This is a genomic window from Pseudoalteromonas sp. Of11M-6 (genome assembly GCF_022347905.1).
In the GTDB taxonomy this organism is placed as follows: domain Bacteria; phylum Pseudomonadota; class Gammaproteobacteria; order Enterobacterales; family Alteromonadaceae; genus Pseudoalteromonas.
Map to the genome: position 1 here is coordinate 100,878 of NZ_JAKRFW010000014.1, position 20,884 is coordinate 121,761.

The 20,884-nt window shown below is 41.6% G+C and carries 10 protein-coding genes; 3 read left to right on the top strand and 7 right to left on the bottom strand.

Going from position 1 to position 20,884, the window contains the following annotated elements; translation table 11 throughout:
- Positions 1–4: 4 nt before the first annotated feature.
- From MHN32_RS09905 to MHN32_RS09935, 7 genes are all read right to left on the bottom strand, one after another.
- Positions 5–688 carry an energy transducer TonB gene (locus MHN32_RS09905; protein ID WP_239421631.1) on the bottom strand — a complete coding sequence of 228 codons (684 nt, stop codon included), beginning with the start codon at positions 686–688 and terminating at the stop codon, positions 5–7.
- 305 nt (positions 689–993) lie between these two features.
- Positions 994–2,286: an ATP-binding protein gene (locus tag MHN32_RS09910; RefSeq protein WP_102056207.1), complete on the bottom strand. Its 1,293-nt coding sequence runs from the start codon at positions 2,284–2,286 to the stop codon at positions 994–996.
- Between the two features lie 18 nt (positions 2,287–2,304).
- Positions 2,305–3,687, bottom strand: coding sequence for a sigma-54 dependent transcriptional regulator (locus MHN32_RS09915; RefSeq protein WP_102056208.1), 1,383 nt, complete (start codon positions 3,685–3,687; stop codon positions 2,305–2,307).
- A gap of 391 nt (positions 3,688–4,078) precedes the next feature.
- Complete coding sequence (locus MHN32_RS09920) at positions 4,079–5,080, bottom strand: hypothetical protein (protein WP_239421632.1); 1,002 nt, start codon at positions 5,078–5,080, stop codon at positions 4,079–4,081.
- A 68-nt stretch (positions 5,081–5,148) separates the two neighbouring features.
- Positions 5,149–7,569, bottom strand: a complete 2,421-nt coding sequence (locus tag MHN32_RS09925) for an ABC transporter permease (protein ID WP_239421633.1) — start codon at positions 7,567–7,569, stop codon at positions 5,149–5,151.
- 10 nt (positions 7,570–7,579) lie between these two features.
- Positions 7,580–8,293, bottom strand: coding sequence for an ABC transporter ATP-binding protein (locus MHN32_RS09930; protein ID WP_206471356.1), 714 nt, complete (start codon positions 8,291–8,293; stop codon positions 7,580–7,582).
- Between the two features lie 9 nt (positions 8,294–8,302).
- Entirely contained in the window at positions 8,303–9,568 is a 1,266-nt protein-coding gene (locus MHN32_RS09935) for an HlyD family efflux transporter periplasmic adaptor subunit (RefSeq protein ID WP_102056211.1), read from the bottom strand.
- Between the two features lie 725 nt (positions 9,569–10,293).
- Here MHN32_RS09935 and MHN32_RS09940 point away from each other — a divergent pair.
- From MHN32_RS09940 to MHN32_RS09950, 3 genes are all read left to right on the top strand, one after another.
- Positions 10,294–12,588 (top strand): penicillin acylase family protein, encoded by a 2,295-nt coding sequence (locus tag MHN32_RS09940; protein ID WP_239421634.1) that lies wholly within the window; start codon positions 10,294–10,296, stop codon positions 12,586–12,588.
- 61 nt (positions 12,589–12,649) lie between these two features.
- Positions 12,650–14,371 carry a cyclic peptide export ABC transporter gene (locus MHN32_RS09945; protein ID WP_239421635.1) on the top strand — a complete coding sequence of 574 codons (1,722 nt, stop codon included), beginning with the start codon at positions 12,650–12,652 and terminating at the stop codon, positions 14,369–14,371.
- Between the two features lie 9 nt (positions 14,372–14,380).
- The coding region (locus MHN32_RS09950; RefSeq protein WP_239421636.1) for a non-ribosomal peptide synthetase at positions 14,381–20,884 on the top strand (6,504 nt) is incomplete at its 3' end.

Here is a 20,884-nt window from a genome sequence, read left to right on the forward strand (position 1 = left end):
TTATTTAATTTAATGCAAAATTGACAGGCTGTAGGTACCAATAACCGATCGCTTGTCCGTCTTGAGTTGCCGGTTGGTATTGCCAGTGTTTTACAGTTGCTTTTGCAGACTGATCTAGGCGACCGTGGCCACTCGACTCATGTATTTCTATCTCAGAGACGCTGCCGTCCGCTTCAATATAAATTTTTAATAAGACTGTCCCTTGTTCTTTAAATTTACGGGATAATCTTGGGTAAATAGGTGCCGGGTTGTTTAATGCATTAGCGTCGCTCATGTGCGGTAATACAAGCCCAGGCGGTAAACTCGGATCCTGAGAAGTAGTGGCCGTCTCTGTCGTGTTACTAACATCACTTTGTTCTGATTGAACAGTGGAGCTGACTGGGGCTGGCTCTACAATAGGTTCAGGCTCTACAATAGGTTCAGGCTCTACAATAGGTTCAGGCTCTACAACAGGTTCAGGTTCTACAACAGGTTCAGGTTCTACAACAGGTTCAGGCTCCACAACAGGTTCAGGCTCTACAACAGGTTCAGGCTCTACAACAGGCTCAGGCTCTACAACAGGCTCAGGCTCTACAACAGGCTCAGGTTCTACAATAGGTTCAGGCTGTTGAACTGTCGTTACCTCTGTTTGGGATGGTAAGTTGATAAACTTGCCCTTAATGCTAGAGTGCTGAGAAGATATTTCCATTGGCTCCGGTATTGAGGTAGTTGTCCACGCAAAAGCAATGCCTCCGATATGAATAGCAATAACAAGGAAACATGAACTTAAGGACGCGACGTCTGGGGTTTGCTGTCGCAAAGCTTTTGTGTGTGAGGTAGGCACAACTACGTACATCCGTTACTAATTTAAATGCAAATCGTTATTACTTTATTTTGTTTGTTACAAAAATACAAGAACGATCCCTCTAATTGATGGATATTTTGTTTATGAATGATTCATCTACTGCAATAAGGTGTATACCTAAAAATAGTAATATAACGCTGTAGCAATTGTTACGATTGCAACCTTGGAAGAGAAACTATTGCAACAGCTCCTTTTTTATCGTTTCTATTTTGAATTTGTAAATCACCTAAATGGTTGAAAAGTATTTGCCGGCTAAACACTAGACCTATACCGCTGCCAGACACTTTGGTAGAAAAAAACGGAATAAAGAGGTTGTCAGTATTACTAATGCCGACACCCTCATCAATTATCTTTATACTGCAATATTTGTCGCTTTGTTCAAACTCAATGGTAATCTCTCCTGTTGTTGTACTCATGGCTTCTTGAGCGTTTTTTAAAAGATTCACAAAGACTTGTTCTAATTGGTGTGGATCAGCATATAGCTGGCATTTCGTTGGATTTAGTAGTGATATTTTGCTATCGGGAAATAGTAAAATACATTTTTCGATAAGTTCACAGATGTCGAGCGGTTGCTTATTAGGTTGAGGTAGCTTACTAATTTTCTGAAAGTTGCTAATAAATTTGTAGAGCGAAGTTGAGCGATTATGGATCACCGTAAGACCCTGCTCAAGAGCCGGTGTAGCACTTTCTAGTTTCTGAAGCTGTTTCAGTAACGTGGCACTAATAGAAGAGATCGGAGCTAAACTATTGTTAACTTCATGACTGAGTACTCGATGTAAGCGTTGCCAACTCTCTCGCTCTTTATCTATTAATAACCATTGTACGTCGCTGATAAAAAATAGATAGTTGAGCTGCTGATGATGAATGTATTTTACTACCGCAATTCGATAGGTTTTACTAACAGCACCATCTTTAATGGTAAAGCTTTGTGGCTGTCTTGTAACTTGTTCTACAGGGATTGTAGTGCAGCTTAAGTTTGCGCCTTGTTGTGACGATTGAAGGCCTAGTAGCTCATTAGCTGCGGGGTTTGCAAAGGTTATGTCGTAGTTAACATCCGTGGCAATTATTCCTACATCAATGTGAGTGATCACTTTTTCCAGTAAAAGTTGGCTTTCTTTTATGGCAACATTTTGTTGTGCTAGCCTTTGTGAAAGTGTATTGAGGAGCTGTTTTATTTCTAGCATCTCATCATCTTCAGCACGGATGGCTGACCGTATGTTGTAGTCTTCGTCCACCAGTGCTTCTAGTAATACAGCAATGTTTCTAGTTTGGTTGTAATAGCTCGCTTTTATGTGGTTAGTTAAAAACAGGCAGGCTGGAAGTAGAAATAGCCCTGTCAACGCTATGATATATTTAGATACCGATAGTAAGCTTAATAAATAACAAAAGGCTAAACTCAATACTATGAGCATTCCAGTTGTGGTTTTAAGTGTGGTAGACAAGGTCAAAGCTGCTATGTTTTAAAGGTTGTATTTTTCAATTCTACGATAGTAGCCGCTTCGGCTAAGGCCTAATGATGCTGCTGTCTTTTTCACATTTCCTGCATAATGTTCAAGTCTTTCGATGATGGCTTGTCGTTCGAGTTCATCCAAAGTCAGATTTAATGGTACCGCTGCGGTAACCGCAGCGTTTGCTGTTGTAGCTGCAGGCTCAGTAACTAAGTGCAAATGATGTGCATCTATAACACCGTTTTGACACATAAATACTGCCCGTTCAATACAATGGTTAAGTTCTCGAATATTGCCTGGCCATGAATGTGCTTTAAGTTTCTCCATGGCGCAATTCGTAAGCCTTATTGGTGCGAAGCTATACTCAGCGATGAGCTTATCTAACATATGATCTACTAAAAGAGGAATATCTTCCAAACGCTCCCTAAGTGACGGTACACGAAGTTCGATAGTGTTTAGACGATAAAATAGATCTTGGCGAAATGTTCCTTCCATTATCGCTCTGACTAAATCCATATTAGTGGCGCTAATGACTCTGACGTCAGCGTGATATACCTGTGTGCTCCCAACAGGTGTATACATTTTCTCTTCAATCACGCTAAGTATTTTAGCTTGTTGAGAAAGGGGAGTGTTCCCTATTTCATCTAAAAATAATGTGCCACATTGAGCCTGTTTGACAAGACCTTCTCGACTAGTAATTGCTCCTGTAAACGCTCCTTTTTTATGGCCAAAAAATTCACTTTCAAACACACCATCAGCGATAGCTCCCATATTTACGGAGATAAAAGGCTGCTGACTTCGTTGTGAGTCATTATGTATATAGCGAGCGAGTAGCGTTTTTCCTGTGCCGTTTTCACCGGTAAGTAAAATGCTCGATTGGCTTTCTCGTAATCGATCTATTTCTGCAATTAATTTCTGCATCGCAGGTGAGTCTGCGATTAGAGTGCAGTGATTATTACTGAGTTGCGTACGTAACTGATTGTTTTCAGCACTTAGTTTTTTGCTTAACCTTTGGCTATCGCTTAAGGCTAATTGGGTTTTAATGCTGTTTGCGAGGTGTTCGTTCTGCCAAGGTTTTTGGATAAAATCATTAGCACCTTGTTGGAGAGCCGTTATTGCTAACTCTACAGTAGCCCATCCGGTCATGACTATTACGGGGATGTCCCATTTGGCTCGAATATTAGCTAATAACTCTAGACCTTCCATACCTGAGGTGCTGTCTAAGTGATAATTAAGGTCCATGAGTATTAGATCGAAGTGCTTTGTTTCCAGTGCATTAAGTAGCTCTGTTGGGGTAGTAGCACTGAATACCTGATAGTCAAACTCAGCAAGCAGTAGTTGTACAGAGGTGATGATGTCTGGATTATCATCTGCTACAAGAATCGATTCACTCATCGTGATTTCCTAATTAACAGGCAGCAATTCGTAGAGCATATCTTGCCATTTTTGTCATTTTACTACTCCTCTGGTGGCGACAATGCAACCCGTAAGACTATCTATATCATATATTTGCTTAGCTGAAGCGGCGTTATTAGTATCTAACGCCTGCTATATTAAAACGGTAATTTGATATTACAACAACAACTGCTTCACAAACATTACGCTTGCTGCTTCGAGGTATCATGTGTATCAAGGAAAAAAATCTTTATCTATATGATTTACATTATAAAAATTTAATCTTTACTCATGATCTTTGCTAGGATAAATAATAGCAATAACTCCATCTTGCTGAATTACTTGTGTTTTTTCAAGTCAATTTTTACCTTCTCTATATTACTAATGTCGCTTATTGGCTTACTTTATCGAGTGCACGGCGAATATCTCGCTTTGTTGAACTGTCATTGCTAAGTGTTAGCGCTTGTTGATAAGCACTTTTAGCCTTATTGTTGTCCTTTACTGCTCGACTTAGTTCACCTAACAGCATTAAGTATTCTATGTGCTGCTCATCTTCTACTTGTTCTTTGCTTATTAAGTGCTCCATGGCATCAACTGCTAATTGCTTATCCCCGTGTTCCTGTAATGCTAAATAAGCGGCAGACACACAAGTATCTCGCCAAGTAGGTAACAACCCAGTGGCTACATTATTAATTTGGCACCCTTTAGCGAACAGATTCTGTGCTTGTTCTTTGGCCGAAAAAGTCCAAAGCAAATTAGCGGCTCGGTTTACTAAGGCAATATCATGAGGGTAGTGTTGATTCACAAAATCTACAGTTTGTAACGCGAGGCTTTCATTTTGAGTGTTTTGAAGGTAATCCATGAGAGCCAAATAATAATAATGTTTATCCATGTCTTTCAGTCGTTCGACGATGGCTTTCGATGCTTTCTTTTCTGAGTCCCAAAAGCCGCTTTCAATAGCTAAAGCTTTTGCAGCAGCAACTAAATATTTAGGATTGTTTGGTGCTAACTCAGCAGCTCTAATTGAATGCTTATTAGATTTTTCCACTAGACCAAGTTTATTAAAGAGGTTCGATTGCTCCTTAATTTGATACCATAATTCGCCAGCTACAAAATGCACTTCGGCATTTTCTGGATGCCGCTTGATCAAGGCATTTAGCATCGCTTCTTTATCGTCGCTATCTTGTGCTACTGCAACGGATACAGCCATTATTTCCGAGTTAAGATCTTTGTTTTTTTGTGCCGCTAATACTTCAGCGACTTGCTCATATTGTCGATTGTAAAATGCCGATTCAAGCGAAGTGGTTTGTGGGGCGGGTTGTTGTGCTTGCGACGTCGCGCAGAGCATAACAAGTGCTGTAAAGCCGACGCGTATGACAGTAGTTGTAAACATTTCCTTCTCCTTAGGGTCTGATTTTAGGACCTAGCTGACAAAGATCGTCAGCTAGGAGGTTTGCTACATCAGTCTTCACAGCGCAGTGTTTCACTCGGCTCTAATTGAATTGAGCGGCGCGCAGGAAGGTAAATGGCGCTTAACACAGCCGTGCTTGTTATTACAATTACAACCAAGGCGCTAATCGCGTAGAGATAGATATCTAACGCGATGATCTGCCAAGTGGCAAAGCTGAGTATGGCTGACAAAACTAAACCAATACTTAGACCCTTTAACATCGGTCTTGCTCCGAGTTTAACGAGCCAGCGGATGATGTTTTGATCGTTTGCACCTAATGCCCTGCGGATCCCAATTTCATGTTGGCGTTGGGTAACTGAATTGGCCGTGAGGCCATAAATACCTGTCACTCCCAATGCCAAGGCAAATAAGCCGCATTTCAAAAATAGTTGGGTTGCAGAGTGAGTGAGATCCCTTAGCATTACGAGTAATTCTTCCATACTTTTAAGTGCACTGATACGTACTTCTGAGTCTATTGCGTATAGCGTTTCATAAATCACTGAGCGAGCTTGTTGCTCTGAACCAATAAACTTGTATTCTATATTGATATTACCGCTATCTAGTTGACTTATTGGACGATAAATTGTCATTAGATTTTTAGGATCGCTAACTGGAGTGCCTTCAACACGATCTGAAACTACGCCGACAATTGTTGCCCAAGTACTAGCTGTTTCTACTTCGTCACTTATTTTAAGTTGTTTACCTATGGCCGATCCTTCAGACCAATAAGTCTGTGCTAAAGTTTTACTGATCATTGCTGCAGGCATGGTGTTCCCTTGGTCCCTTGAATCTATATAGCGGCCTGTGAGTAGCTGGACACCTGTGAATTGAATGTTGCCTGATACACTTCTAATCACAGCTTGTGGTTTATCTTGCTCCAGCTGGTATTTTATACCTTGTTGCATGAAGGTATTTTTACCAAAGCTAGTAGTGACAACTGCATCAGACACACTTGACTGTTGCTGTAGCCTAGATCCGATATTTTGGTAGAGTGCATTGCGGCGAGGGTGGGAGTCGTAACGTTCTGCTGGCAGAGAAACTTGGGCAGACAAGATGTTTTTGGTGTTTAAGCCAATATCTAAATTGATCAGCTGATTGGCAAAAAAACTAGAGACAATACCTAGGTACATTAATACCGTAACAACAGTAATTTCGGTAGTGAGTAGCATTCTAGTAACTTTGTTTCCTTTGCTGCTAGCCGCGCCTCTGGTACCACCTCGCAAAATGGCGTTGAAGTCGCCACCTGTTACATGTAGCGCAGGTAATACACCCGTCATGATAATAGCGACAAAAATGAAGATGATAGTCGCAAAGATAGTATTCAGGTCAAGTCCCCAGTGCCACCAATAGGCCAATCCGTCAGCTAGATTCATGTTAATCCAAAACTGATTAACTTGTTGCAGTGCCCAGCCTGATAAAAGTAAAGCAATAACGCCACCAGCTACGCAGATAATAATACTTTCCCACATCATTTGGACGATAAGCCGTTTCTGCGGCGCACCAAGGGCGACTCGGATAGATATCTCTTTGGTTCTTGCATTCATGCGGGCTAACAGTAAATTCCCCACATTAATTGCTGCTAGCAGAAAAATAAATCCGGTGACTATGTTTAGAATGGTGAAAACGATAATACCATCAGCGCCATTGGTTTGCGCGGCTTGAAAAGTCGTGATGTAAATGTCATCGATTGCAGTATCACTATTTTGACGACGCATCTCATAAGTGTTTTTGGCGATGCGAGATAGTGCGTCATTGGCAACATTTTGTGCTATATCGGGTTTTATCCGAGCGTATACATCTACATAAACTTGATCCCTATTTTGAGTCGTAAACAAGGGATCAGGAATCGGAAGCCATAATTTTGAAGCAACAGGGAAACCATATCCCTGAGGCATAACGCCAACGACTCGGGTATTTTTACCATTGATTTTAATTGTGGAGTCAAGAATATCCGGCGTGCCGAAGAACTTACTTTGCCAAAGGTCATAGCCTATCACGGCAACTTTTTCTGACCGGGGGGAGCTGTCATCAGGTCTAAAAGCTCGACCCATTAGCGGTTGGACGCGGGAGAATTGGAACAAGTTCCATTCACTAAAAGTAGCATTGTGAGACTGAGCTTGACCATTAATATCCAACAGCACTGAAGTTGAATAATACATGCCATATTCACTTAGCGTTGATATTTGTGGCCGAATGGCAGCAAAGTCAACGGCATCAAACATACGGTCATAGCCCTGTTCTGTCGCTTGTAGTTTCACTATCGACTCGCCTTCGGGTAATGGTAAATCAGAAAAGACGAAGGTATGCAAAAAAGAGTAGCTGAATATACTGACCGCAAGACCGCCAGCCAATACGATGGTTGTCAAAATAGTAAAAAGCGGAGACTTTGCCAAAAGTCGAAAAGCGTATTTTATATCTAATAAATAATTCATAGTGCACACCTTAAGCGGCAGAGTTTTTTGCGCTTACGACTTGATCTGCAACGATTTTACCATCAAACATCTCAACTTGGCGGTTGGCTTGTCCAGCTGAGCGCGGGTCATGTGTCACCATAACAATCGTCGTACCTTCATTGTGTAACTTTTTTAGTAATTCTAAAACCGCATCAGTGTTTTTAGAATCAAGGTTACCAGTTGGTTCATCAGCTAAAATTAAAGCTGGCTTTCCTGCAATCGCTCGGGCAATGGCAACACGTTGCTGCTGGCCCCCTGATAGCTGACTTGGGAAATGCTTACGGCGATGTTGCATATCAACCTTTTCTAGTGCGAAGTCAATAAGATGACTAATTTGTTTTTGGTCGATGTTGTTTCGATAACTTAGTGGTAGAGCAATATTTTCCTCAACAGTCATATCGCTAATTAAATTAAAAGACTGAAATACAAATCCAATATGCTCATTACGGATGGCGGCTCGCTCATCTCGACTGATTTGGCTGACATCATGCCCACTTAGTACGTATTGACCTGCTGACGGCACATCAAGTAAGCCAATGAGCGATAGCAGTGTCGATTTACCACAACCAGAAGGGCCTGTAATTGCAATATAATCGCCAGAGTTAATAGTGAGACTGATCTGACTTAATGCATAAGTTTCAACATCTTCCGTTGAGAATTTTTTCTCGATATTGTCCAGTTGAATAATTGTTTTATTTGTCATAAGGCTTCCCTAATTGAGGATAATTTCCGCATGCTGCTCCCAAGCAGATTGGTCTGAAATGATAATTCTGTCACCTGCTTTGAGCCCAGACAGTATTTCAACGGTGTTTGTTGATACTTGGCCAAACTCAACTTTAACGCGCTGGGCTGTTTTTGAATTGTTATCTACACGATAAACATATGCTTGTGTATTTTCTGAGGCAAATACTGGGCGTTTAACAAATAGAGTGTCCTTTTTATCTGCGATCGCAATAGTCCCTTCGACACTTAAGTCCGGTCGAGCCTCAGGTGGAAGTTCTCCTTGCAAATTGACTTCCACTTTAACTGTTCCTTCAACAACATTGGGATCGATCCGTTCAACAACTCCATTAACTGTCGAAGTCCTTGTGTCTATTTTTACTTTTTGTCCTTGTTGAATATTTTGTACTTGAAGCTCTTGTACTTTTAACTCGGCCTGAAAGTCATTTAAGCGGGCTATCTTGGCTACGCCATCGCCACTAGTCAATTGTTGCCCGAGTTCCAGCTCCATCTCTTGTACAACACCATCGGAAGTCGCCACTATATCTAATGCGTCGACTTGACCTTGAACTTGTTGTAATGTCTTTCGCATTTTATTTAAGCGCGCTTTAGCACCTGCGATATGAGCTTCGAGATTCTCTTCCATTTTTTTATATTGCTGAGCTTGTAAGTTTTGACGCAGCTCAATGTTTTTCATGGTCAATTTAGTTTTCGAGTGGTCAAGTGCTGAAATAGTTGAGTTACCAGCTTTTATAAGGGCTTCTTGGGCATCCAGTACCAGTTTGGTGGATTCAAACTCGGCATCGGTCTCCAGTAGCGTTGTTTTGAGTTGGAATAATTGCGATTCTAATGCCACGCGTTCAGCCTTTTTCTCGGCAATCAACGCCTCGAGCTCCCATGTGGTTTCTTCCTTTTTTTGTATTAACTGGGGGTTTTGCAAAGAAACTAAAATGTCACCACGCTTTACGCTATCTCCAGGTTTAACCCACAGTTGTTTAACTCTGCCGTTAATATCAGTAGAAATCCAATGGATCTCTTTAGGGACTAATGCACCATAGCCTCTCACGTTAATAGTGAATTGGCCTTGCTGAACGTTAGCAAAAAGTAAACTACGATTATTGGCTATATAAGAAGCGTTGGAGTATCCGCTATTAAAGAATAAATAAAACACAATAATGACCATTGCACTGGCTGTGATAATTAACCACATTTTTTTGCTGACGTTTTTCTTACTCTTTTTATTAATAGTTATATCCATGAACTCTACCGTATATCTTCTGATGTAAGCTTGGTTAGCAGATTTAATACCAACTTCTACTTTTGTTTTATTTGTCAATTGGAATCAATTGGTTATGTATTTTTAAAAGACTTTACTTACAGCAGGCAAAAGTCCCACTTTCGATACATTTGCAATTTTTTGTTCCGGAATTGATATATCTCGCGATTAACATCTTGGGTTACATGTTTTATGAAGTAGACCACTACTGGCAAGACCACATACCCTCTAGCTGTTTTTCCTTTACTTATAAAGCTGATGTTAAAACAGATGAAAAATTAGCCATTAGTTTGTTTTGTTTCACGAATGGTTGCAAGTGTTATTTTTTTGTTTTCTTAGTTGATTTTGTGTTTTCTAAAGGTTAAGTTTGATTGTGGTTATATTTTACCCTAGTCAGCGACTTAACCAATTTCAACAGATTAAGTCTCGCTCATTCATGAACACGATTTCGTTTTAACAGCCCGAGTGACTGGAGGCAGTCGTCACTGGGAGTTCAGGGGATCTTAGGGGTTGTTGGGTTTAGCAGTACAGGTGCTAGAAATAAATTATAATAAAAAAGGATTAGTTCGCTCGTGTTTAAGAGTTACCCATTGATTTCAAGAGTAATTTTAGTGGTCTTACTACCTTTACTCGTTATTCTGATATACGGAGTTAACCATCTTCAGGCAAGCCTCCCGCCACTCAAAGGGCAGCTAAAGGCTCCATGGTTGAGCGCTAATGTAAAAGTTTATCGTGACCAAAATGGCGTTGTTTATCTCGACGGTAGTGATGATCAAGATATTTTCTTTGCAACAGGGGTTGTCCATGCTCAAGATAGAATGTGGCAGCTTGAACTTCAAAAACGCATGGCTCAAGGACGCTTGAGCGAAGTACTCGGTCGAGATGCTCTAGGAAGTGACATTTGGATACGAAGCCTTGGAATTTATGGCGCTGCAGAGCAAGCTTGGCAAAACCTCTCTCCCGAAGCTAAAAAGTCAGTTACAGCGTATGTTGCTGGGATTAACTATTGGATTGCGCAACAGACTGTTTATCCAGCTGAGTTTACTTTACTAGATATAAAACCACAGCAATGGCAAGAAATAGATACTATTGCTTGGGTTAAAATGTTTGCGCTAAATTTGGCTGGCAATATGAATGATGAGATTCGAAACTATATTGCCGCTCAGTCTTTGCCAGAAAAGCAGCTTACTCAGTTATTTGGTGGCATCACCAGTAAGTTTAGTATTGCTCAATACTCCGAATTTAATCAACAATCTACTTTAGTCGCACTTGAAAATGTGATGCGACGTAACTCGAAGTTACAAAAACAATTTAACTTTGGTGGTCAATATGTTGGTAGTAATGCGTGGGTTATAAGTGGCAAGCATAGCAAAGATAATATGCCTATTCTGGCAAATGATCCGCACTTAGGACTGCAAATCCCCTCATATTGGTATGCACTTTCGCAACAAGGTGAGCATCTATCAGCTAAAGGAATGGGCTTGGTTGGTACCCCGTTGATTATCTTTGGTCAAAACGATCATATCAGCTGGGGGGGGACTAATATGATGGCTGATGTGCAAGACCTATATTTCGAAACTTTAAACATTAACCAAAAAGGCTTATATGAGTCTGGGAGTTCATGGCAACCACTTGGTGAACGAATTGAGATCATAGAGGTTAGAGCTGACACTCCAGAATTACTGAATAAACGTATAAAGCCAGTAAAAATCAATGTTCGAACTACTGAGCGTGGTCCCTTGATCAGTGATATCAAGCAGTCAATGATGCACCCTGTTTCCCTAAAGTGGACAGGATTAGACCCTGATGATACGTCTTATGAGGCTTTTTTTAAGCTTAACTATGCCAACAATTGGTCATCATTTGAAAATGCTCTCAGCTTTTTAGTCGCGCCAGCACTGAATATGCTTTATGCCGATACCGAAGGGAATATTGGTTACGCTGGAGCAGGACGCATACCTATAAGGGCTGTTGGTGAAGGGGTAATCCCATTGCCTGCTGGTCGGGTTAATACCGATTGGGCTGGTTATATTCCGTATCAACAAATGCCTAAGCTATATAACCCGGAAAGTGGCATTATCGTGTCAGCCAATGATGGTTTGTTATTTGATTCTTATCCATATTTTATCAGTCATGCATTTGCCCCTAGCTATCGCAGTAAGCGGATTAGCGATTTAATAAAAAATCCAGAAAGGCTGCTCACAGCAAAGGACATGATGAGCATACAAGGGGACACATTAGATCTTGAAGTGAAAAAATTGCTACCGCTGGCGCAGCAAATTCAACCGCAGAATGAGCATCAACGTCAAGCGTTAGAGCTGCTGAAAAGTTGGTCCGGCAATATGTCAGCGGATAGTCAGGCGCCAAGCATTTTTATTGTGTGGCAGCGTGAGATAAGAAAGTTGCTATTAAAGGACGAGCTGGCTGGCTTTTGGAATCAGCAAGGGCAGCTAGATATTTTGCAGGACATTGCATCTACTTTACCGCTGACGACTGTTGTTGAGTTGCTGCAGCATCCGCAATGGTGTGTGGATAGTGCAGCAAACTCCTCTAGTGATAATTGTCAACAACTTATAAATAAAGCGTTTAAAAAAGCCTTACAGGTGTTATCAAATCAACTAGGTGAAGACATTGCTGGGTGGAATTGGGGAGAGTTGCAACATACTGAATATGCTCATACTCCCTTTAGTCATATAAGAGTATTGGATGGCTTATTTGAGCGCAGGGCTCCTGCTGGCGGCTCAATACATTCGGTCAATGTTGCAGCCTCATATTACGACAAATCACAAGGGTTTGTGCAAAACTTTGGTGCTGGTATGAGGCAAATCATAGTGATGGGCGATCCTGAGCAACACTTCTACATGAACTCAACTGGGCAGTCTGGCAACCCGATCAGTGAACATTACGATGACATGGTTATGAAGTTTAGTCGAGTAGAGTTCGAAAGGTTTGATGCAGAACCATCGCAGCTTGCTTACGTTGAATTGATTGCGGGTGATTAGGCACGTCATGGAAATGAAAAACGACGCTATTTTCTTGGCATTAGTCTAACTAAGGATAACTATGAAGCTGTTTGATGTATTTACAAAAAAGGCGCCTAACAAGGTATTTTGTGCCATCTTTCTCGGAGCGCTGGCGGGCATCGCTTATTCACTTCTTATTCCATTGGTCCTAAAAGCGCTTCAGCCGTCGTTGGGAGGGTTGGCAACAGAGTCAGATCAATTAGAACTCTTTGGTTGGCAGGTAAGCAGTGCCAAATTTGCAATTGCGTTTGCTATTTTATGTGCCCTTATTTTTGTAACACGTTCACTTTCACAAGTATTACTGACTCGTGTTGCGCTTGAGGTCACGACGCAGATGCGTAAGGACATGTACGATCGCATCCGTAAAGCACCAATAGTGGCGTTGGAAAAAGTAGGTTCAGCTAAATTGATTGCAGCGCTAACGACTGATGTTCAGAGGATCGTGATGGGAGCGAGAGTGCTACCTGATTTATTAACAAATGGTGTAACGCTACTGGGCATGATGATCTTTCTCTACTATCTCAATAGAGATGTTTTTCTGTTTGTCGGTTACTGCATTGTATTTGGTGTGGTGACTTATCAATTACCCATGTATGTGAGCCGAGTATATATAACAAAGTCCCGCAAGCACGTTGATAATTTACAAGAAGGTATCCGCGGTATTATTAATGGTGCGAAGGAGCTCAAACTAAACAGAGCCAAAAGTGACGATTACTTTGATTATGCATTGCATCAGCAAGAAAGCCATATCCTAGCCTCCGATAAAATAGCGCAAAGCGTACTGCGAGTTGCTGTGAATTACGGTGATATTTTGAGTTTTATGGTGATTGGAATGATCAGCTTTGTCTTTGTCAATTATCACCAAATATCTTCATCTGAGTTGATTGGTGTAGTGATGGTGTTGTTGTATATCGCAGGTCCAGTATCGGTGATTTTGAACGCTATTCCCCAGATTGCGATTGCTAAAGTCTCAGTTAGGAAAGTTAACACTCTGCTAGAAACATTACCCGAAGAGCAATTTATCGAGAAAATTTCTCCACTTCCAGAATGGCAAAGTATTCGTTTTGATGACGTAAGTTTTCGATATTTGAGTGTTGATGATAAACCCGGATTTAAAGTAGGACCGTTGAGTTTCGAAATTAGCAAAGGTGAGGTTGTTTTTATTGTCGGAGGGAATGGTTCTGGGAAATCCACGCTAAGTAAATTGATGACACTGCATTATCAAGCAACAGAAGGCGATATTTACTTTGGTGACACAAAAGTAACAATGGAAAGCCTAGCTAGTTGCCGTGAAGAAGTTGCAGCCATTTACTCTGATTATCACTTATTTAAGCGTCTTTTTGGTTTGAAAGTGGATCCGGAAAGAATTACTCAATTGCTTCGTGCATTGGATCTTAATGAAAAAGTGAAGGTTGTAGATAACGCATTTTCAACGACTTCGTTATCGGATGGGCAGAGAAAGAGATTAGCACTTTTGGTTAGTGTCCTTGAAGATAAAAGCTTATACCTTTTTGATGAATGGGCAGCCGATCAAGACCCCGAGTTTAAAGAAATATTTTATACGGAAATTCTTCCGCAATTAAAGTCAGCAAATAAAGCCGTAGTAGTTATAAGCCACGATGACAGGTACTTCAAAATCGCTGATAAGGTGATCCGAATGGAGCAAGGTCAGCTATCAATCTTGCAACCAATCGCTACCGACTCCTCTCCCACAACAGAACTTAAACAACTAAGTGGCCAGTTGAACGCGATAATCCAATGAGCTAGGAAGATGATGATGGATGGACAAAAGCAAGGCTCAACCTGCTACTTAGCGTTGAGTTTAACGCAGCGCGACATTTATTTGGACCAACAACAGTATCTTGAGCACCCACTATATAATGTTGGTGGCTATATTAAGTTGGGAGCGATTGACGAAAGTCGGATTAAAGCAGCTCATGAAAAGCTAGTCATAAATCATGAAATATTTGGAATGAGAGTGCGCCAGAGTGAAAGCGGCATATCTCAGTATTTTAGTGACTCTAGACTTACTAATTTAGAAGTATTCGACTTTTCGGCCTACTCAACTCCTCTTGAGCATGCCACAGTTTGGCTGCAGCAGCGTTTTGCAGAAGCGTTTCAGCTTGAAGAGCAGCCGTTATACGATGCCTATTTGGTCAAGCTTTCCGTGAATGAATACTGGTATGTAGCGATTGCTCATCATGTCATGATGGACGGTTGGGGATTTGCAAACTGGGCTGATTTATTGAGCCAGTATTATCGTGGTCAAGACCCACAACATCAATCAAAGATGGGGCTCTGGGCTGAAATTGTCGCAGACGACGAAAATTATGTAGCAAGTTTAAAGTATCAAAGAGATAGAGAATTTTGGCTTGAACAGGGAATAACGCCTCAAGCACGAGTTTTTAACCGTACTCATAAAGAAAGCTGGCGCCAACAACATACACCGAGTAACCGAATACAACTTGATATTCCTACGCAGTTACACAAAAGCATGGTTGCTCGAGCTAAAGCATGGGGAGTGAGTGTTGCTCAATTGGTATTAGCTGGAGTAAGCATCTATTTTTCCAAAGCTTACCAATTAACGGAATTGAACATAGGGTTATCTTTTCATAACCGTAACGGTGCTAAACAAAAGCGGATGCTGGGGGCTTTTACCAGTATCAGTCCAACAACACTTAATTGCGCAGGTGAGAAGTCGTTGCTGGAGTTAGTCAAAGATATCGCAAATCGGCAGAAAAAGTGCTTTCGACATCAGCGTTTTCCCTTCGGGCACTTGGTCAATGCATTGGGTAGTTCAGGCAAAGAAAATCAACTATTTGATATTGCCTTTAACTATTTAAAATTGGATAGCTCCCTGAATTTTGAAAATGGTACCGAGTCTCTTGAGTATGTATCACATCTACATGAAATAACTCCAGTTACGGTGACTTATTGGGAGTATGGTGAGGAACTATCACCAGCGTTAATGCTTGATCATAACCTTGCTTATTTCAATGAAATTGAAGGCATTCAGTTGTTAGAAAGGCTAATGGTCGTGATGCAAGAGATCACCTTACAAAGTGCTGAAACTCCAGTTTCTGATATTGAGATTCTCTCAGCTGAAGATCAGCAAAGGTTCGCGCTGCTAAAAAATACACCGATTGACGAGTTAGATACCGAGCAAGCCTTACTACATCAGCAAATCGCTTTGCATAGCAACAACCTTGCTGCGCGGACGGCTGTGATTGCAGCAGATCAAACGATTAGCTACGCCGAACTTGAGCGTCGTGCAGATGCAATGGCCCAACATTTGTTAATGTTAGGTGTGAAAAGACAAGACCGAGTGTTAGTTTACCAGCAACGCAGTATAGCACTTATTGTCAATATACTGGCGATTATGAAGGTGGCAGCTGTCTATGTACCATGTGATATGGCCCTTCCTCTAGCGCGTCTTCAAGTTATGGTTGCTGATGCCGACCCAGTGTTGTGCTTATCCGACAATGCAGGGCTTGCTAACTTAAAAAATCAAAATAACCAAAGCCTTGGTTGCACCGTCATCAACAGCGATGATCTGACGCTTGAACAATACGAATATCAGCAAGTCTCTATCCCTACTAAGTCAGACGATTTAGCTTATCTCATGTATACCTCAGGCTCCACCGGCAAACCAAAAGGGGTGATGGTTGAATATCGCCAGCTAGCAGCATTTATCCTGCCATTACAGCACAAATATTCCATGACTGCGGGTAAGCGAGTATTACAATTTGCTTCATTGAGCTTTGATACAGCAATAGAAGAAATCTTTGTCGCCTTGGTACATGGTGGAACTTTAGTGTTACGTAGTGAAACCTGCTTGGGAAGTGCTGATGCTTTTTGGCAATTTTGTCAAAAGTACGAAATTAACTTGCTTAGTTTACCGACCGCGTTTTGGCATCGACTTGCAGTCGAGCTTGATGGTCAGATACCGAGTTGTATTGAGCTTATTATTTTAGGTGGTGAAGCGTTAGCGGTAGATAAAGTCAGAAAATGGCTAAATGAAACGAATACTACAGCTCGGCTAATCAATTCCTATGGGCCCACAGAAACAACGGTTTCAGCCTGTTGTTTTGAGATTGAGAAAAATGGAGATATCCAAGATAGGGTACCAATAGGTCGTGCAGATCCCAACACTCAACTGTACATTCTAGACTCAAAGCAACGTCCGCTTCCATTTGGAGTACCTGGAGAAATATACATTGGAGGAAGTAAAGTTACGCGCGGATACTGGCAACGTCCGGATCTAACGGCACGAACGTTTTTCGCAGATCCTTGGCAAAATCAACCCGACGCAAGAATGTATAAATCCGGAGATATAGGTCGTTTTAGAAGTGATGGGAACATTGAATATTTAGGGCGTAATAATAAGCAAGTTAAAATCCGTGGTCACCGAGTTGAACTTGGAGAAATTGAAAATCATATCAAACAGATAAGTGGTGTCGACTCGGTTATCGTCGTACTCGATTCCTCAGCCTCTGAAGCTCAGCTTAATGCCTATGTTAAAGCTGTGGATAACAAAACCGAAGAATTATTGGCGCAGATTAAACGCGCATTAGCATTGGAGCTACCCAGCTATATGATACCAAGTGGTTTTATGTTGCTGGAGCAGTGGCCGATTTCAGCAAATGGCAAAATAGATCTGAAAGCGCTCCCACAAATCGCCTTGTGTGATGGTGCTAACTCAAAGATGAGCCTGAGCGAAATGGAGTTGCGTGTGGCTTCGATATGGTCAAAGCTGTTAAACGTTTCTATTGCCAAGTTAGCGCCAGAAAGCGACTTTTTTGCTTTGGGTGGGCATTCCTTGCTGGCGGTCAGCATGCTCTCGGGATTAAAGCGCGAGTTTAAAGTTGATATTAACTTGGCGACTTTATTCAGAGCTTCAACGATTGCCGCGTTAACTGAGCAGCTAAATGCTGCGAGCCAAGCGACTGAAAACCTCACAACAATATTGCCTCAACCTTCTGCTGAGCGTTACCCCCTGTCAATGGCCCAGTTAAGGCTGTGGTCACTGGATCAGCTACAAGGTGGTAGTTGTGAATACAACATGCTAGCTGCTTTTGAGTTTTCTGAACATATCGATATTCATAGCTTGAATAAAGCCTTGATTGCTTTGGCGACGCAGCATGAGATCCTACGTACTAACCTAGTTCAAGATGGCTCCTCTGTAGTTCAAGTTATTTCTGCTCCCCGAGATGACTACATAAGAGTGATTGATTACTCCCAGCTTACAGCGCGAGATTATCAATTAGCTCGACAAAGGTATATTCAAGAACAACAGGAATATAATTTTGAACTCGGCCGTGACACACTTTTTAACGTGGATGTATTGCTGCAAAGTGGTGTTGGTGATGACAAAGTAAAGTCAGGCACTTTAGTGATAAATTTACATCACATTATCGCTGACGGTTGGTCAGTGGAGATTTTTTGTCAAGCACTTGCAACTGCATACCAGTTAGCATTGCAGAAAAAAGAAGTAAAACTACCAGAGCTGCCAATTCAATATAAAGATTACGCATTGTGGCAACGAGATAGAGAAAATAGCGACGAATTGGCTCAGCAATATAATTATTGGCAAAGTCAGCTTGCCCACTTGCCAACAACTGCATATCTAAACGTTTCCAAACGAGCAGAGCAACGAGGTCAGCAAGGTCAATATTCTAGTCGTATTTCTGACGCTTTAAAGCGACCTTTGGAAGCGCAATTAAAAGATAATCAAATGACCCCATTTATGCTAGTTCATGGGGTTCTGGCTTTGTTATTAGCACGTCATAGCAATAGTACAGACATTGTTGTGGGTACGGCGGCTGCAAATCGTCTTACCATAGAAACTCAAGGTCTAATAGGTTTCTTTGTCAATATCTTGGTGTTGAGAACTCAGGTAGAGGATACGCTACTTACCGATTTCTTCGCCCAAATAAAAGATGTTAACAGACAAGCGCAAGCCAACCAAGAGGCCTCTTACGAGGAACTGGTGAGACGTTTAGCTCCTGAGCAAGGGCGTAATTTATTTCAAATAATGCTGACGCAACAACAAGATTTTGAGCAGGGGATTGCTCCTGAGCAGCTGTTCTTATCTGGAACAAACTTATCCTTACTTCAGCTACATCAAAGTAAAGCAAAGTTTGATCTGCACTTAGAGTTTAGCTTTGATCACAAAACGCTATATCTTAATTGGTATTACGATCAGAACTGTTTTGACCATGCCTTAATTGAGAGCTTAGATCAACACTTTTGGCAGCTTTTGAGAAGCGTGCTAAGCAACCATGAGGGCAGTACTGCTCAGCTTGAAATGTTAACTCAGTCCGAGCAAGACTATTTAATCCATACTTTAAACCAAGCCCAAATCCCTTACCCAATAAATCAATCAGTATCACAACGCTTTGAATCCATTGCGCTGAAATATGCGGATAAAGTGGCTGTCATTGCAAAGAATAAAAAATATAGTTATGAAGAGTTAAACCACCTAGCAAATCAGTTCGCTCACACTCTAGTTGAAAAGTATAACGTTACATCAGGAATGCTAGTTGGCTTACATGTATCTCGTAGCGTAGAAATGCTAGTTTCGATGTTGGCAATACTGAAAGTTGGAGGCGCCTATGTACCTCTTGATAGTAATCAACCACAACAGCGACTTGAGAATATTGTAACTGATGCTCAGTTGTCGCTTGTGATAACTGAACCAAGTCTTAGCAGTACACTCACATTTTTCCAAGGTACTAAGCTGCTACTCTGTGATGGTTATTTGGAAAGATTGATTGATACTGCTAAGCTGCTGAGCAAGCCCGCAATATCTACTCCTCCTGAGCAAGTAGCTTATGTTATTTACACATCTGGGTCGACAGGTAAGCCAAAAGGTGTTTTAACCTCACAGCAAGGGATTTTACGCTTAGTTTGTGACGCCGAGTATTTTCCACTTAATTCAATGACACAGGTATTGCACTGTGCAAACATTGCTTTTGACGCAGCAACATTCGAAATTTGGGGACCGCTACTTAACGGTGGAACCTGCGTTGTTTACCCTGAAAAATTTGTCACTCCTGAGCAAATAAATCAACAGTTAGCGCTCTGGCAGATCAATACCTTGTGGTTGACCGCTGGTTTGTTCAGCCAATGGGCTCAGTCTCTTCCCGAACATCACGCTCTTGAGAATGTTATCGCGGGTGGTGATGTGTTAGATGTTGCTGCTGTAAAGTTATGTCAACAGAAGTTGCCTGAAGTTCAGCTCTGGAATGGTTATGGCCCAACAGAAAATACGACATTTACAACATGTCATTTGATTAATGAAGTAGCTCCTACCTCAATTCCTATCGGCAAGGCATTACCTGGAGATCATGTCTATATTTTGCAGGGGGATAGACTCGCTCCTTTTGGTGCGGAAGGAGAACTATGTGTTGGTGGGCATGGACTTGCGCTAGGATACTTAAATCAGGATGAGATGACTCGTGAACGGTTTGTGGAGAATCCATTTTATTCTGAGGGTAGCACTCTTCCACGAATGATCTACCGCACGGGGGATTATGTTCGTTATATTAGCCCAGGCGTAATGGCATTTATTGGGCGTGTAGATCAGCAAGTTAAAATTCGTGGATTCCGCGTAGAGCTGGATGAAGTCCGAAGTTGTCTTAACCAATTCAACGGTGTAGCGAGTAGTTTGGTGGTGTTACAGCAAGGCGCTATTGATAAACAGCTTGTTGCATATGTTCAGCCCATCAACGACACCGATAAACAATTAGTAGAGTTACTTCGGGTACACTTGCAGCAACAATTGCCCAGTTATATGGTGCCTGAAGCTATCGTTATTGTTGCTGATTGGCCTTTAACTCAAAATGGCAAGATAGATCGTGAGCGATTACCAAAGCCAAAACCACAGATACAGACTACACAACCGCCAATAACACCTACAGAAATTGCGTTAGCTGAATTATGGGCTGATAAGCTAGGTATTGTGTGTGAAGCAGTTGGCCGAGATAGCAGCTTTTTCGGTTTGGGTGGGCACTCACTTTCTTTGATAAAAATGGCAACAGCCGTTGCTACCTACTTTAATATTGACTTCTCTGCAGCTCAAGCATATCAATTCAGCACGCTTAGCTCGTTAGCCCAGTTTATTGATAGCGCAGCCCTTGGTGTTAATAAAGCCATAATAATTGAGCCCAGAGATAGTTCAGAGCCGGCGGCTTTGTCATATGCGCAACAGCGTTTGTGGTTTATTGAACAGATGCAACCTGGCAGTGCGCATTATGTGATGAGTTCAACATTA